The sequence below is a fragment of the Nostoc sp. genome, from assembly GCF_036917455.1.
GTDB lineage: Bacteria > Cyanobacteriota > Cyanobacteriia > Cyanobacteriales > Nostocaceae > Nostoc.
Window position 1 is genome coordinate 1 of sequence record NZ_JBALDK010000052.1, and the last position, 14,763, is coordinate 14,763.

Here is a 14,763-nt window from a genome sequence, read left to right on the forward strand (position 1 = left end):
TTTTTTCGTACAGACTAGCTAATTTAGAATGATTGCGTTTAGGGGCTATAGTCTAGCCCCATAAAGGCTTTGAACGTTTTCGGAGATGTCTATTGCAAAATTAAATTATTTTAACGAACCACGAAGGGCGCAAAGTACACAAATAAATAAAGAAATAAAAAAAGGAACTTTGACACAACCTAACAAAAAACAATGGTGTCATAAGTTTATTAAAGCTAAACTTTCCTATAAATGATAAATTGCTCACTCTGAACTAAAATTTTATTGTATGTTTAATTATGCCTAGCATAAATATAAAACGATATGCATGACTAGCTAGAAGCTGAGAACAAAAAACTATGCAACGACAGTATGAAGGTTATAAGGATTTAGCAGATTCTCTCAAATCTGCATCTGGTTTGCTGAATTTAGAACGCAAATCACAATTACATCAAGATATAATTACCATTTGCAATCATCTAGTTAATCCTAGTTTTCGCATTGCGGTATTTGGCCCCTTTAATCATGGCAAGTCTACGTTACTGAATGCCATGCTAGGAAATCGCACCTTACCAATTGATTTAATCCCTACCACAGGCGCATCGATTACTGTCAAGTATGGTTCTGATGTACGGACTCGCATCCTATTGGTAGATGGTACAGAAATCTATCGCAGTGGCACAGAAATTCTACAACAATTTGCAATTCTTGATGGCAATAGGCAAATGCGAAAAGATGTAGCATCTGTAGAAGTTTTTTGTCCGCATTCCTTCTTAGAAACTGGTGTAGAATTTCTCGATTTACCGGGAACAAATGATAGAGATGAACAAGATAATTTAGTCAGAGAACAACTTTTAAGTGCAGATTTAGTTATCCAATTATTAGATGCACGGAAATTAATGACTTTAGGTGAGCGGGAAAACTTACGAGATTGGCTATTAGATCGCGGTATTAAAACAGTTATATTTGTTGCCAATTTTCTTAACTTGCTAGAACCTGACGAGCAAAAACAAGTTCAAAATCGCCTGCTATTTGTTGCAGAAAGCTTTCGAGCCGAATTACCTCCAGGCTTTAGTAATTTATATCGTGTTGATGCTTTACCTGCCTTAAGAGCCAGATTAAAAGGCGATGTTGCTGCTGCTAATAGTAGCGGGTTGGCGGCTTTTGAAACAGCTTTGCAAAATATTGTGGGAATTTTGCAACCAAATCGTGGTAATGTGCGTTTGCCAAGAGTGCAAGCGATCGCTTCTCAAATCCAACTCTCATTAAAAGCTAAAATTAACCCGATTGCTCTTGAAATAAAATCTTTTGACGAGAAACAAAATAGTAAAATTGAAATTAAACAAAAAGCAGCCAATTTAATTTATAAAGGTTTCATTACTAGCATCGGAGAATTACGCGATTGGCTAGCATTACCCAAACTACTCACAAAATATCAAGCTGATGCGGCAGTTGCATTAGCAGAAAATAAATTTAAAGATTGGCAAATAAATACTCTTAAAAGAGACCTAAATCAATTACAATTATCTGCGGCAAAATGGCTTTATCAAGCTTACGAGTTTTTCCAAGAAGAACGACCGCAAGATTTATTAATTCCCTTTCTTCGCGAACCACAAGTAATATTACCCCCAAAGCCAAACAATACTGATGATTTGAGTGAACCTGGTTCTATCGCTGTTGGTGGTGGTATTGGTTGGTTATTAGGCGGCCCGGTAGGTGCTGCTGTCGTGGGAAGTATTTCTTATCTGTTAAACAAGAATATCCAAAAACAAGACGAACAATTAGCCAAGGAATCTTATCATCAGGAAGTTGCTAAACTTTGTATAACTGCAATTGAAGATTATTTTTTTAGTTTCAGCAGTCAAGGGTTATCAATTTTGGCTGAATATGAACGGCAAGCCGAAAAAGTAATTTGCTTTGAATTCAGTCAAGAGCCAGTAGAAGTTACTAATAAACGCGAAAGTTTGCAGCAATTACAAAATGGTTTTAATCATTTGCTACAAGAGTTAGAAAAAGTCAAACTCCTCTCAAATCATCAACCTTATAAAGAAATACCAAAATACACGAATACTAATAAAAAATATTCGCCACAGCCAGAGAGAGTTAGAATTTCCCCCGAAAAAGATCCTGTTATTAAGCAACAACAGGAAAATACTGTTAAGACTAGTGGTAGAAGGGTAGAATCAGTTTCTCCACCGCCATCGCCAAAAGCTTCTCCGTCTCAGCGTTCAGAAGAGGTGGAGGCGAAATTTCGTGATTGGGAACTCAATGAGGAAATAGCGCGGATGAAAGCAGATATGCGTAGCCTTGAGGCTTGTCGTGAGACATCGCCTGGTTCTCAAACTAGCAAACAGCAAAATACAACTCAAAGTAACAAAGCACCCACTCAACCCAAAAGCCAGACGGAAAAAGATAAGATTACTCGCGCCTACGGCATTTTAGGATTGCAAGCTTATGCTTCTCAGGCTGAGGTAAAGCAGGCTTATCGAACTTTAGTAAAAAAATGGCATCCAGATTTGTTTGTGAATCAGCCGCAACTACTAAAACAAGCACAAGAGAAAATGCACTTAGTTAATGATGCTTACACAATTTTGACTGATAAATAAACGACAATATACCGAGCTTCTTTAAAAAGTTAGATTAAGGGCAGCTGAAACTTTTTGTTTGTCAAGGCGTAAACTGTTGATAAGGCGAACAGTTTACCTAAAGATAACTCAAAGGCAATAAGTGCCTGGTTTTTAAGAAATTAGTATAAATTATACGTAGTTCTCCCAACCAGTTTGTCACACTTTGTAATGTAGATGTAATATCGCGTGGGGACTCATCTAACACTTTCGACGCAGAATCTATTGTTTTAACCATTGAAGACAAAAATTATACTTGTCTTTTTTTGAGAAAGTTTTCGCCACAGACTGAACTCTCTTAAGGAGTAATATCAATAAATTTTAATGACCTCTTGTTTTTTAGCACAATCCATGCAAATCTCATAAATGTATACTACGGTAACTAGATTAATTAACCGAAGATTTTTAGTAAATTATCATAGGTTAGCCAATAAACTCAAAATATAGTACCAAGTAAACTTTTAGCGTCTATTACAAGGGTTATTGAAAGCTATGTCTGAGCCATGTTAAGGGTTTACGGCAACTGCGCCATAATGAACCACCCTCTTAAACTTCGTGATGTCAGTTACTCACAAGCTAAGTATCCGATCCAGTTGGCTGAACAATGTGGGTTTACTACAACCTTGATTGCAGAACACATGATTAGAATCCCAGAAATCAACAACTCGATCGGCTAGAAACTTAGACAGTAGAAGCAGCCGTAGTCCAAAAGCATTGGGAGTACCAATTCAAAAAAGACTGGGGAGGGTCTTATTCGTCTTCAAGGTGCATTTTGAAAGCGTAACTGAAGTTTTTTGTCCCGAAAATCATATCTGAAGATATTTTGAAGTTTGTAAATACTCAACTAGCACCTGAAGACCAAATATAAGTAATAATTATTACTTCTAATGACCAAGTACGACCGAATATAGCTTTAAGAGATAAAGTAATCGATACCAATTTTTTCAACATTGACCTTTCATAATTAATGCTATCAAGAAACTCAGAATTAATTTAGTGCCATTAAATCTAGTTTTATTAAGCACACTTGATCTTTTCTCGAAAAGCCTTAAATCAATGAATGATCCTAAATAATTCGAGATGTTAATGATGTATAATTCATTGTTTATTCGGCTAAAACTGTTGTTATAGCAGCAATAACACTGCAATCTATAGGATAAAAAACAGTTAAGGAGAAAAAGTATACCTTGGCATTAGTCTCATTAGAGGGTTAAAAAAATGAACCTAATATTCAGAAACTAAACAAGCTACTTAACGATCTACAGGTGAGAGATTTTATTAATAACTAATATCAGGGAGGAATAGTAGGTGTATTTTAAATCAGATGAAAGAATGAAGAACGAATATTTTGTTACTTCGTCTTTCCTAAATTAGGAGTTACTAAACTTAAGCTTTGACGTTTATGGAGAGGAAAGTTATGTTTTCGGGACAAATTGAAAGAGAATGTTTATATGGAGAAATTTGGACAATTTCGCAAAAACCTAAATTCCCAGATCATCTACAGTTATTAGTGGATAAAGAAGAAGTAAAATGTGATATCTGGGAATTGCAGAGCCAAGAGCTTGAGAATCAGCCTATTCATCCAAATTTCGAGCGGGACTCTAGTCAGCTATAGGATTATTTTTATTGGCTGTGGCGTTTATCATTTATGTCAGTATAAGTCCGAGAAAATCTACAGCCGTTTAATGTCTGAAAATAAGGATGTTGGGGTGTAGAGAGAAAAGCTAATCCTAGTTTCAGAGCAATTTGATTTATCGAGGTGTGAAAGGTAGGGGCAAAACCAGTCATGATTTTCAGAACAATTATATTGAATTAGAGAGTGACTCACCACCCTTACACCCCTATTTTTCACTAAGCAAGAAAAGGAATCAATACCAATGGCACATCTATTTGAACCATTAAAGATTCGTGAAGTTACTTTTCGTAACCGCATCGCCGTTTCACCTATGTGTCAATATTCCAGCACAAATGGATATGCTAATGATTGGCACGTTATTCATCTAGCTTCTCGCGCAGTTGGCGGTGCAGGTATAGTGCTAACAGAAGCAGCAGCCGTAGAACCTCGCGGACGCATTAGCCCTCAAGATTTGGGAATCTGGTCGGATGAACACATCGAAACTTTAGCCAAAAGTGTGGCATTGATTCATAACTTTGGAGCTGTTGCAGGTATTCAACTCGCTCATGCAGGCAGAAAAGCCAGCACTGCCAAACCTAGTAAGGGAGGGAAAGTGCTGGATGAATCTCAAGAAGGTTGGCGACCTTTGGTTTCGAGTAGTGCGATCGCTTTTAGCAAAGATAGCCCAGTTCCAGAAGCCCTAAGTATTGAGGGAATTCAGGAAGTTATTGATGCCTTTGTCCAAGCTACTAAACGTTCTCTACAAGCTGGTTTCAAGGTAGTTGAAATCCATGCTGCCCACGGTTATCTACTCCATCAGTTTCTCTCACCTCTTTCTAACCAACGGCAAGATGATTATGGTGGCAGCTTTGAAAACCGAACTCGTTTACTCAGAGAAGTTGTTCAAGCAGTCCGAAAGGTTTGGCCCGAGACGCATTCACTTTGGGTACGTATTTCTGCCACCGATTGGGTAGATAAGGGTTGGGACATTGAACAAAGTATCGCTTTAAGTGACAAACTTAAGTCTTTAGGAGTTGATCTCATCGATAATTCATCAGGGGGCATTATACCGGGCATCAATATACCAGTTAAACCTGGTTATCAGACTCAGTTTGCCGAACGCATCCGTCGCGAAGCCAATATCCATACAGGAGCTGTAGGCTTAATTACAACCCCTGAACAGGCTGATGAGATTATTCGCACAGAAGTAGCTGATATAGTGCTGTTGGGACGCGAACTACTCCGCAATCCTTACTGGCCGCATCTGGCAGCCAAACAGTTGGGACACGATAAACTCTGGCCTGTTCAATATGACCGAGCTTGGCTATGATATCCCTGTCCTTAATTGAGCATCTAAGCTAAAACACATCTAATTTGCATATTCAAATTTGCTCAATATACTTTGGGTACTATGACCGATGGTTCTCGTAAATTGCGAGAATCGGTACTAGAAGAAAAGAGTCACCCATTTATCGAAACAGAATTCAGGAGTCAGGAGTCAGAATTCAGTTGGGTATTCTGACCGAAAAAGCGGATAGCGCAGCGTAAAGTCTACGGCATAGATTCGCTTAGAGCGATTCCGCGTACCCCTGCTCTTAAGCAAGCTAGCAAGAGCGTCTTGTAGAGAGCGTCTTGATTCTGACCGGAGTTCACAGGAAACGTCTGCGCTCCTGTTAGCGGATAGCTAAGGTTTAGCCCATTCTGACTTCTGAATTCTTCTTCAATAAACTAGCTTTGGAATTGGGGATAAACTTTTTTGACACCGCCGACGTTTATTCTTTATGTGCCAGTGAAGAAATTCTAAGACGGGCGCTTAAGGATTTTGCCAAAAGAGATCGAGTACTAATGTTTTATTGAGTTGGCATAGTTACTTCCCAAATTCCTTCATTTCCACCATATTCCAGAACATAAATTTTATTGCCGATAATCTCACTATCAATGGGATTACTAAAATCTTTGACAATACGCGTAGCGTTAAATTTATAGTTGGTAGTTCCTACTTTAGTTAAGTTTAAATGCAGTAGGTCTTGGCTAGGATCTTTAAAAGGGCCTGCTACTGTTTCGCCAGTGGAGTCGCCTGGTGTCCAACTCAACATGAATCCATCTCTATTGAATTCTGGACTCATTACTCCTTGTGTATCAAAAACTAAGCCCAAAGGAGAACGGTGTGCTGTAAAACTGCTAAAACTTTGTCCAAGAACACTGGCATCTTTGACTTTGCCATCTACTGGATCGCGGTAACTGTCTGCGTCCGGCCCAAGATTAGGAATTGGTTCAATTAAGGTTACATTAGGTCGAATAGGAAAGGTTGGATCGTTACGAAAGTAGCCCTTTTGAACTGCGTTAAATCGAGGGTCTAACAATCGGTCATTAGCAGGATTATAATTGGGAAATTGTTGTGGATTGTCTGTCCCGCCAATGCGCCAGGGAAAGCCGTAGTTACCACCTAGACGTAGCCAATTTAATTCTTCTGACATATCGCGATCGGGACCATTCTCTGTACCAAATAAATCCCCATTGGGTGCAAATGCCATATCGAAAGTATTACGTATTCCTTCTGCAAAAATATAGCCAGCTGTCTTTAAGGTTGCTCGATTGTTTGCAAGGAAGAGATTTTTGCCATTACTAGGAAGTCGGAGTATACAGGCAGTTAATCCTACTTCGCGAGTATTGGGATACAACCCATCAGAAGACTGAACTTCACCGTGATCGGTACGAGAACCGCTATTCACATAGATAAAGCTACCATCTGGGCTAACAACCACGCCGTTGAAGCGATGATCGTAAGCTGTTTTGCTTTTGGGATATCCTGCACTCTTAGCTAAAATAGACCAGATACGCTGTTGTGTACCCGACTGAATTTCGCCTTTAACAATAATTGCTTTAGTTTGGTTATTCACAAGGTCTGCATTGCCAACCAAGTAAATTGTACCGTTAGGGCCAATAGCAAAACCTTGAGTTTCACCAATATTATGATTACTAGAGTTGTATACAAGTGTATTAGTAGAGGAGCCTAAATTGACTCGATAAATCTCACCATTTCGTTTGAGGTAATAGAGGGTATTGTTTCGTGGATCTTTTGCAATCCGAACAGAAGGAGAGTCTGATAATGTATTCAGAATAAGGCGAATCTTAATATCAGCACGTAGGGATTGAGGTGCAGCATTTACTGCATTAGCGCCATAATTTAATATGAGTATTGTAAATAACAGCGCTTTGGCAGCGATAAAGTACCTTTTTAGAGATAAATTACCGATGAATCTGCGTTTATCTTGCTTGGATAATTTAGTGCTATTCATTATTTTGTTCATAAAATAGTCAGATGATTTTGTTTTTAAACTTAATCTTCCTTTAGCTAGCAGTAAAAGTATTTTTAATAGCCTCCTAATGTTAGTAATCCCTGAAGTTAACAACTTTCTTATACCAAACTTACTTCTAGTGTATAAGGAGCAGAATTGCTGTCACTAGAGCCAGTGAAAGTTCCACCATCTTGAGGGAAAAAAGCATATTTGCTCACTGAAATTGAGTACGTTCCAGTCCCCAGTGAAGCGGTTATGAACGATCCAAAGTCGGGGCCACTATCGTCGTCACTTTGCAGTAGAATCCCAGCATTGTTAAACAGTCCGATAACTGTATCATCGGTTGTTACCGCACTGATGGTGACAGTTTTGGGATTTACTAGAGAAAATGTAAAAAAGTCGAAATCAGGATTGTCCCCTGGTTGAACTGTTACTAACTCACCCGAAAGTTTAACGTCTGAGCCTGATGATAAAGAACCCAATCCTTCAGCATTAGCTAGTGTATTGTTTGTAGCTTGTCCAGCATTTTCCCGTTCATAGAAAAGGAAATCGTTACTATCAAGTCTAAGGTTCACTTTCCCCTGGATAAGACCTATAATCTCATCTGGCTCTGCTCCTGGTTTATCTAATAATATTTGTGTGTTCCCTCCAGTAGATTGCAAGCGGTAGTCTTTTGGTGAACCTTTGAGTTCGATTCGATCTTCACTAGGGTTGAAGTCAGTAATAGTTGCCAAGTCGCTAAAACCAGCATTGGTAGTGCTTTTGTCGTCGTAGAAGACATTTTTAGCGTCTCCCAGGATAAATCTATCTAGCCCAATCCCGCCAGTTAAGATATCAGTCTCCCCTAATCCAGGTGAGAGTACACTAGCAGGAAAAACACCGATGAGGATGTCGTCTCCAGACCCTCCATTGAGGCTGTCATTGCCGGGCCCGCCTTGTAGACTATCATTGCCATCTTCACCAATGAGGGTATCATTGCCCAAATTACCATCTAAGGTGTCATTGCCTGCTCTCCCATTGAGAGTGTTGTTAGTAGTGTTACCAAAAAGTATGTTGTTAAGACTGTTACCTGTACCGTTGATGGCGCTAGTTCCAGTCAGGATCAGGTTTTCTAAATTGACACTCAGTATGTAGGTGACAGTAGACTGGACGATATCTGTCCCTGAATTAACAGCTTCGGTAATGGTGTCAGCACCACTGTCAACAAGATAAGTGTCGTTACCTACTCCCCCATTCAAGCTGTCAATACCCAAGCCACCATCAAGTGTGTCATTGCCAAGTCCACCAATTAAACTGTCGTTTCCTGTCCCGCCAAACAGATTATCATTACCATCTGCACCATTTAGGGTATCGTTACCAGACAAACTATTGGCATTACCACCATTAGCCCAACCATATATCGTGTCATCTCCTGAAGTCCCATTTCTTGTGTCAGGAGCCGTAGTGCCGAAAATAACTGCCATATTATTTTTCCTAAATTTCTCACTAATGCTCAGTCAAAGAACTCTTTATAAGTTAAATGTGGATTACTTAAAACTGTAAATTTAAATACAGATACCTTTATTAACCTAATTAATACCAATATTCATTAAAAAATATCAAATTATTGATTTGGTTATTTGATTTTGAAAATGATAGGTAATTGAGTTCAAGTTTATTTGTTTTAATTATTTTTTTAACTTCAACTTAATTACTTAAGTACCACGAACAAAAGGTTGCGTCAACTTCTTTACAAAATCTTAAAAATAGAAGATTTTTAATTTTTAATACTAAGTTAAGATTTTATAAATTTTAATTAAGTCTATTTTCAAAAATGCTGTATTTCTAGTTAGGAATAGCAAAATTTTCCCGATTAATCCGCTATTCTCGTTAAGTTAGGTTTCAATGTGAAATTTTTTATGTAAAAAAAATAATTTTATATTAAAGAAATTTATTTTAGAATATATAAGTTAAATTGATAAATTATCCAAAGCATTTTTGAGCATAAAAAAACTTTAGCTTTATATAAATTTTATATATTTCCTTTAACGACTGAAGCTTATTCTGCCAAGGAATGCCCCAAAGAGGATGGTGCTAAAATGAAGCTAATTAATTCAGCAGTGCTGGGTGATTTTGCACTGCGAATTAGTTTAAACTTCAGAAAATGAATTTAAACATCAATTGCTCTTTATTGTTAACTAATTATGCCTTGAAGCGTTAGGCATAATTGCCTCCTGAAGATTTGCACCGCTAAGATTAGCTCCCCGAATGTCGGCTCCTCTGAGATTAGCTGCTCTGAGATTTGCCCCTGCCAAATTCGCGCCTCTAAGGTTAGTCCAGCTTAAATCAGCTTGACTCAAATCAGCCTCACTTAGGTTTGCCCGCAGCAGGTAAGCACCACTGAAGCGAGCCTTATTCAAATTAGCTTTGTATAAGTCGGTTTTATAAAGATAAGCCCCCAATATTTCCACCTCATATAAAGTTGCTTCGCTGAGGTCAGCCTCAATCAAGTTAGCTTCAATTAGGTTGGCAAAAGAGAGATTAGCCCGGATTAGCTTCGCTGCACCTAAATCGGCATCTCTTAAGTTAGCGCCTCTGAAGTCAGTTCCAATTAGATTAGCATGAGCGATCGCAGCGCCTCTTAGATTTGCCTCACTCAAGTCGGCTCCAATCAAATTAGCATGACTCAAATCTGCCTGCGTAAGTATAGCACCACTCAAGTTAGCAACAGTGAAGTTAGCATCACTCAAGTTAGCTTCAACGAGCAAGGCTTGGGAGAGGTTGGCACTACTGAGGTCAGCACCACTGAGGTTTGCTCGCACGAGTAAAGCATTACCCAAATCTACCTTTCTCAGATTTACCCCTTGGAGGTTTGCGCCTCTGAAGTTATCCCCTTGCAGATTTGCGGCGCTGAGGTCTGGTTCAATCTGAGGATTTCTCTTTCTCCACTCAATCCATGTAACTGCACCTGCTTTTAGTAAAGCTAGATGCTCTCGATTTGCCATTTTCTCTCCTTTACTCCTGACGACCACCTAGAGGATTTGCCCGACCAGCTACACTTTCGATGGCCGATAACGCTCCCGCCGCACCTGCTAGAATATCTCGCTCATGTCCACCTAAGTAAAGCCGTCCAAAACTTCCTACAGCTTGAACCTCAAGGATGTTAATCGATGCGGCTTTCTCAGCTTCGTTTGCAGCGAGTGCAGCATAAGCAGCAGGTTCCACTTCTAATACATACAGCGTTTGTCCTGCTAGTAGTAGCTGTCCCCGTCGCGTGCGATTAATAAGTTGTGTTTGGTAAGCATCGATGTTGCGGATAATTTGGCTAGAAACAACACGCGGCTTGAGACATTCCTCTTTTCGGACTCCTAATGTTGCTAAAATGGCTTGACCAGCAGCCCGTGTTTCGCCTTGGGAGCTAGAATGAACTTCCAATAGTCCGTAGAGTCGTTCAACTACCTGTACTCCCGGACGGACAGAGGCCGCTTTCAGGGCTACATCCGTAATTTTATTAATTTCGATACCAGGAGAGATTTCAATCCACAGTGATGTATCCCCTGGTAATGGTAAGAAGCCTTGGGCTACTGTTCCCATATATGCTGCATGTTGAGGTTGCAGGCTGTCGAGAAATACGAAACTGCGTAGTTCTATTCCCAAGATTTTGCTCTCCAGTCATAAGGGTAAAAGTTATCTATTGCAATATACGAGTGCCTAACTTGGGTCATTTTTGCCACAAGTGAAGGATGGAAAAATACAAAGTATAAAAATTTTGCTGTCGATAAATTTTACACCTGAGAAGTATTCTGGCAGTAAAAACCGCCTTGATAATTGTACAAGCTTTATTACGCACAAATTGCTGGCGACAATGCCTAACTGGTCTTGATTTACTGATAAAGGTGATGTGACAAAAAAGTTTTTAGCTAAACTGAAGCGGAAAAAGTTCACTGGGCTTGTACCAATATCTTCAAAATCCTGCCAATCAAACTGACAGTGTTAGGATTTGCATATTGACAAAGTAGACAAGAAGTGGTTTAGCTATAAACAAGGAAATAAAAGGCTATTCGCTAATTAACTGCGTAACTTGCAGGTCGAAAGTACAATAGCCTTGCCCCATCAGTTTCTAGCTGTTTTTGCTGGGTGTAGGCACGGTAAACTAAAGGTTCTCTTCCTAAATGCCAGTAAGAATTTGTACCACCTAATAATCGTCCTATGGCTCTTTCAAATGTGATTAAAAAACCACTAGGCATATCGCTAAAATCCTGCCATGTATATGCATTAGACCAAGCTCGAAATAATTGCTTTCCTCCTTTTTTGTTAAATAACTGATTTCTGTTCTGCCTAAACCTTACCTTCCACTTTTCCAACTTATCGGATGTCATTAGACAAAAATAACGTTTAGTATAATCATCTAAAAACTGCTCTTGCCACTCCTCAAACCTTTTATCTTCCTCCTCTTTGAGTTCTTGCTCTGCTGTTTGTATCTGTTCTGGGACGTTTAACAGGAAGAAGCGTTGAGGCGCTTTTTGCTCTAGTGATTGGATACGATCTACTAGGTTAATCTGCTCCTCAAAAAATTTACCTTCTTCTGAGTGTTCTTCATTAACTGAGCCAGAGATGAAAATGCCACCTTTGGCATCCGTTTCCATAAAAATACTACCTTCTTCGCCGTAACCTATATAAAAAGCATCAGTGCCAAGGTGTATTGCTAATTCTGATAGTCGGGGTCGTTCGGCATCTTTTGCTCGATGGCATAGCAGTTCATCAGGAAAAGTTTTTATAATTGTCCATTCAAGCGCACCAACAAACACTCCAAACGCCCATAGTTCGTTACTTAGCTTAGAATTATAACGACGCAGTTTTTTAACGTCGGTTTCAATTTCTTCTATGGATAGCTCGATACCATCTAGAGACAGGGGAGGCAAAGGAATACGATGAGAGTCTTCTTGCTCAAGAATGTGGGTTAAAGCCTGTTCTATTAAGTCTAGGTTATCTGAACGGATACAGTAAGTGTAATTGGAATATCTACTCATCAAAAATTTAGTTTATTGCTACATTTTTTTAGTTTATAGGAATGAAATAATCTTGAGAGTTTCAAAGATTTAAATATAGCAATGGCGTACTATTTTGCTAAACCGAGTGTCCGACCAGGAAAACCAGCAACGTCAAAATATCTAGTTGAGCCAACAGTTTGATACTTCAAGATTGTTCTTAATCCATTAGTACTTGGTTGGGATGTCAAAGTATTAGATTTAAAAGAAACTTTTTTAGCTCCTCTGACCAAAGATTCATCTAAGACACGACCTATAAGTTTTCCTTGATGAGGAGTCTTCAAATTTAAAATATTAGCCAAGGTAATAGCCACATCAGCATTACTCACTGGTACTCGGTCTACAAAAGCTTTCTTAAAGTCAGGGCCGATCGCAGCCATATAATTGTAAGTATCAGCACGACTAAAAGAACCATGCATTCCCTGTCCTTGCTGCAAAGCAGAGTCTGCAACTTCCACACCGCAAGCTGTTGGATCGCCACAGCCAGTATCAAATGTCCGAAAGTTTACTGCGATCGCAGGGCTAGGAAGATGAGATTTACCCTTAAGCGCGATCGCACTCAAGGGTAAAGTCCCTGGAATCGAACCTAATGTATCATTTACAAATAAACCACTAACATAATCTTCTTTTAAGAGGATATCTACAACTTTTTTAGCAAGTGCTTTGTTATTTTGACTATTAGGTAAATAAATCAAATCTGAACCACCATTGGCAGCCACTAACACATCAGGTTTATTCGGATCTTTACCAATCAAACCGTTTTTAGAAAACTGACCCTGAGTTGGATCGACTGCAACATTTTGTTTATCTGGATCGAATAAAGGCAATCCTAAACCATGAGCAATATCAATAGCTAGAAAACCAGGTGGCAAAAATCCTTTCACAACATCTGGATAATCAAGTGTCTTTGAATAGCTGGTTTTGCTCTCTTTGCTGATGGTAGAAAAACCATGATCGGCTGTCACAAAAATATCTGTGGAATCTTCTAAATTTAGCTTTTTAAGAACAGCACGGATTTGACCGAGATTGTTATCGACATTTTGACGGGCGGCAAGTGATGTGGGGCCATTAATCCCTGGAGTCAGAGTGTTTAAACTATCACCTTGGTTATGCTGAGTTCCATCTGGATCGCGTGACCAATAAATTAAAGCAAAAGGTTTTTGCCGTTGTTTGAATAGAGGTAATAGCACTTTTGTGGTTATATCGGCAAAGTATTGTTGTTGAACTATATTAGCGATTTTAGTCCCTGGTACTGTACTGCTTCCAGATTTGCCGTTATCTCCTCGTGTCGGAGATTTTAAGTCAATGCCATTTTTTGTTAACAGTTCAGCTATTTCGGAACTCAAAGGAATTCCCGTTTGAGAACCTGTGGCATCATCAATTATGATTGTAGACTTACCACTTCGTTGAGTAATATCTTGAATTAATACCGGTCCAATCTTTCCAACGGCGGCGGTATTAAACCCAGCTTCACGCGCGGCATCTAATAGACTTTCTTCGTTTAAATAATTGCCATCAAAGTGTTGGCTAATTTCCCCCAGAACAGCATTATTCTCTAAGAAAGGAACGGGGCTATTACTCGCACTATTGACAGGAAAGCCCACATTAATTGTATTGCTGAAATCACCAGTATCACCGAGATAATGTCCAGTTGCGATCGCAGAAGCATTAGCGGTGGTAAAAGTAGGAAACAGCGAATGGCTATTGACAAAGCTTACACCCTGTTGGCGAATCTCATGAAGATTAGGAGTTTCTTGAGCATTAACTTTACTAGGTCGCAATCCATCTGTAATAAAAATTATTATATTGTGTTGAGGTTTTGTTTTAGCAAACCCTGAAACTGCCAATACTGTTACGAGTGTAACAGTAGCTATTATCATAAAAGTCTTATATATCTTAGGTAAAACCATCCGACCACATCTCCAAATATAGATATTTCCGGCTTTTGGGGCTTTAGTATCTAATTGAACCATGCATCAAGCTTTATTGCGTGTTAACTGGAATACCAATTTTTTTATACCAGAATATATAAGGATGGGCAGAGGGAAAATAACTTGGTATTTGAACTCTCCCCTGCTCCCCCGCTCCCCTGCTCCTCTGCTCAAGCGCAGGCTTAATCGAGATGCATTGGTGACAAGTTAAGGCAGTAAATCTTTTGTCAAGAGGCTTTCAGAGAATTGTGGAAAAAAAACTGGTCAGACCCTCGTTGAAGATCGGGA

10 protein-coding genes are annotated in these 14,763 nt (G+C 39.2%); 4 read left to right on the plus strand and 6 right to left on the minus strand.

Annotation, left to right across the window (positions count from 1 at the left end; translation table 11 throughout):
* The first annotated feature begins 338 nt into the window (after nucleotides 1–338).
* From V7K42_RS05865 to V7K42_RS05880, 4 genes are all read left to right on the plus strand, one after another.
* Nucleotides 339–2,585 (plus strand): dynamin family protein, encoded by a 2,247-nt coding sequence (locus V7K42_RS05865; protein WP_334914391.1) that lies wholly within the window; start codon nucleotides 339–341, stop codon nucleotides 2,583–2,585.
* A 1,435-nt stretch (nucleotides 2,586–4,020) separates the two neighbouring features.
* Nucleotides 4,021–4,218 carry a hypothetical protein gene (locus tag V7K42_RS05870; protein ID WP_334914393.1) on the plus strand — a complete coding sequence of 66 codons (198 nt, stop codon included), beginning with the start codon at nucleotides 4,021–4,023 and terminating at the stop codon, nucleotides 4,216–4,218.
* Between the two features lie 262 nt (nucleotides 4,219–4,480).
* Nucleotides 4,481–5,548 (plus strand): NADPH dehydrogenase NamA, encoded by a 1,068-nt coding sequence (gene namA / locus V7K42_RS05875; RefSeq protein ID WP_334914395.1) that lies wholly within the window; start codon nucleotides 4,481–4,483, stop codon nucleotides 5,546–5,548.
* A gap of 404 nt (nucleotides 5,549–5,952) precedes the next feature.
* Nucleotides 5,953–6,075, plus strand: a complete 123-nt coding sequence (locus V7K42_RS05880; RefSeq protein WP_334914396.1) for an aldo/keto reductase — start codon at nucleotides 5,953–5,955, stop codon at nucleotides 6,073–6,075.
* Here the strand turns inward: V7K42_RS05880 and V7K42_RS05885 are convergent.
* The 6 genes from V7K42_RS05885 to V7K42_RS05910 form a co-directional block, all read right to left on the minus strand.
* Nucleotides 6,069–7,517, minus strand: a complete 1,449-nt coding sequence (locus V7K42_RS05885) for a PQQ-dependent sugar dehydrogenase (protein WP_334914398.1) — start codon at nucleotides 7,515–7,517, stop codon at nucleotides 6,069–6,071. The genes V7K42_RS05880 and V7K42_RS05885 overlap by 7 nt on opposite strands.
* A gap of 119 nt (nucleotides 7,518–7,636) precedes the next feature.
* On the minus strand, nucleotides 7,637–8,980 hold the full coding sequence (locus tag V7K42_RS05890; RefSeq protein ID WP_334914400.1) for a calcium-binding protein: 1,344 nt from the start codon (nucleotides 8,978–8,980) through the stop codon (nucleotides 7,637–7,639).
* Nucleotides 8,981–9,694: 714 nt separating this feature from the next.
* A complete protein-coding gene (locus V7K42_RS05895; RefSeq protein WP_334914402.1) occupies nucleotides 9,695–10,501 on the minus strand; it encodes a pentapeptide repeat-containing protein in 807 nt (268 codons plus the stop codon).
* 10 nt (nucleotides 10,502–10,511) lie between these two features.
* A complete protein-coding gene (locus tag V7K42_RS05900; protein ID WP_322642691.1) occupies nucleotides 10,512–11,153 on the minus strand; it encodes a hypothetical protein in 642 nt (213 codons plus the stop codon).
* Between the two features lie 407 nt (nucleotides 11,154–11,560).
* Nucleotides 11,561–12,526, minus strand: coding sequence for a hypothetical protein (locus tag V7K42_RS05905; protein WP_334914405.1), 966 nt, complete (start codon nucleotides 12,524–12,526; stop codon nucleotides 11,561–11,563).
* Between the two features lie 89 nt (nucleotides 12,527–12,615).
* Nucleotides 12,616–14,517 carry an alkaline phosphatase family protein gene (locus tag V7K42_RS05910; protein WP_334914407.1) on the minus strand — a complete coding sequence of 634 codons (1,902 nt, stop codon included), beginning with the start codon at nucleotides 14,515–14,517 and terminating at the stop codon, nucleotides 12,616–12,618.
* Nucleotides 14,518–14,763 lie beyond the last annotated feature (246 nt).

Bases quoted from the DNA above. Each gene is read 5' to 3' on its own strand.
- V7K42_RS05890 (WP_334914400.1), bottom strand. From the start codon at position 8,980: ATGGCAGTTATTTTCGGCACTACGGCTCCTGACACAAGAAATGGGACT.
- V7K42_RS05865 (WP_334914391.1), top strand. From the start codon at position 339: ATGCAACGACAGTATGAAGGTTATAAGGATTTAGCAGATTCTCTCAAA.
- V7K42_RS05910 (WP_334914407.1), bottom strand. From the start codon at position 14,517: ATGGTTCAATTAGATACTAAAGCCCCAAAAGCCGGAAATATCTATATT.
- V7K42_RS05905 (WP_334914405.1), bottom strand. From the start codon at position 12,526: ATGAGTAGATATTCCAATTACACTTACTGTATCCGTTCAGATAACCTA.
- V7K42_RS05895 (WP_334914402.1), bottom strand. From the start codon at position 10,501: ATGGCAAATCGAGAGCATCTAGCTTTACTAAAAGCAGGTGCAGTTACA.
- V7K42_RS05870 (WP_334914393.1), top strand. From the start codon at position 4,021: ATGTTTTCGGGACAAATTGAAAGAGAATGTTTATATGGAGAAATTTGG.
- V7K42_RS05885 (WP_334914398.1), bottom strand. From the start codon at position 7,517: ATGAATAGCACTAAATTATCCAAGCAAGATAAACGCAGATTCATCGGT.
- namA (WP_334914395.1), top strand. From the start codon at position 4,481: ATGGCACATCTATTTGAACCATTAAAGATTCGTGAAGTTACTTTTCGT.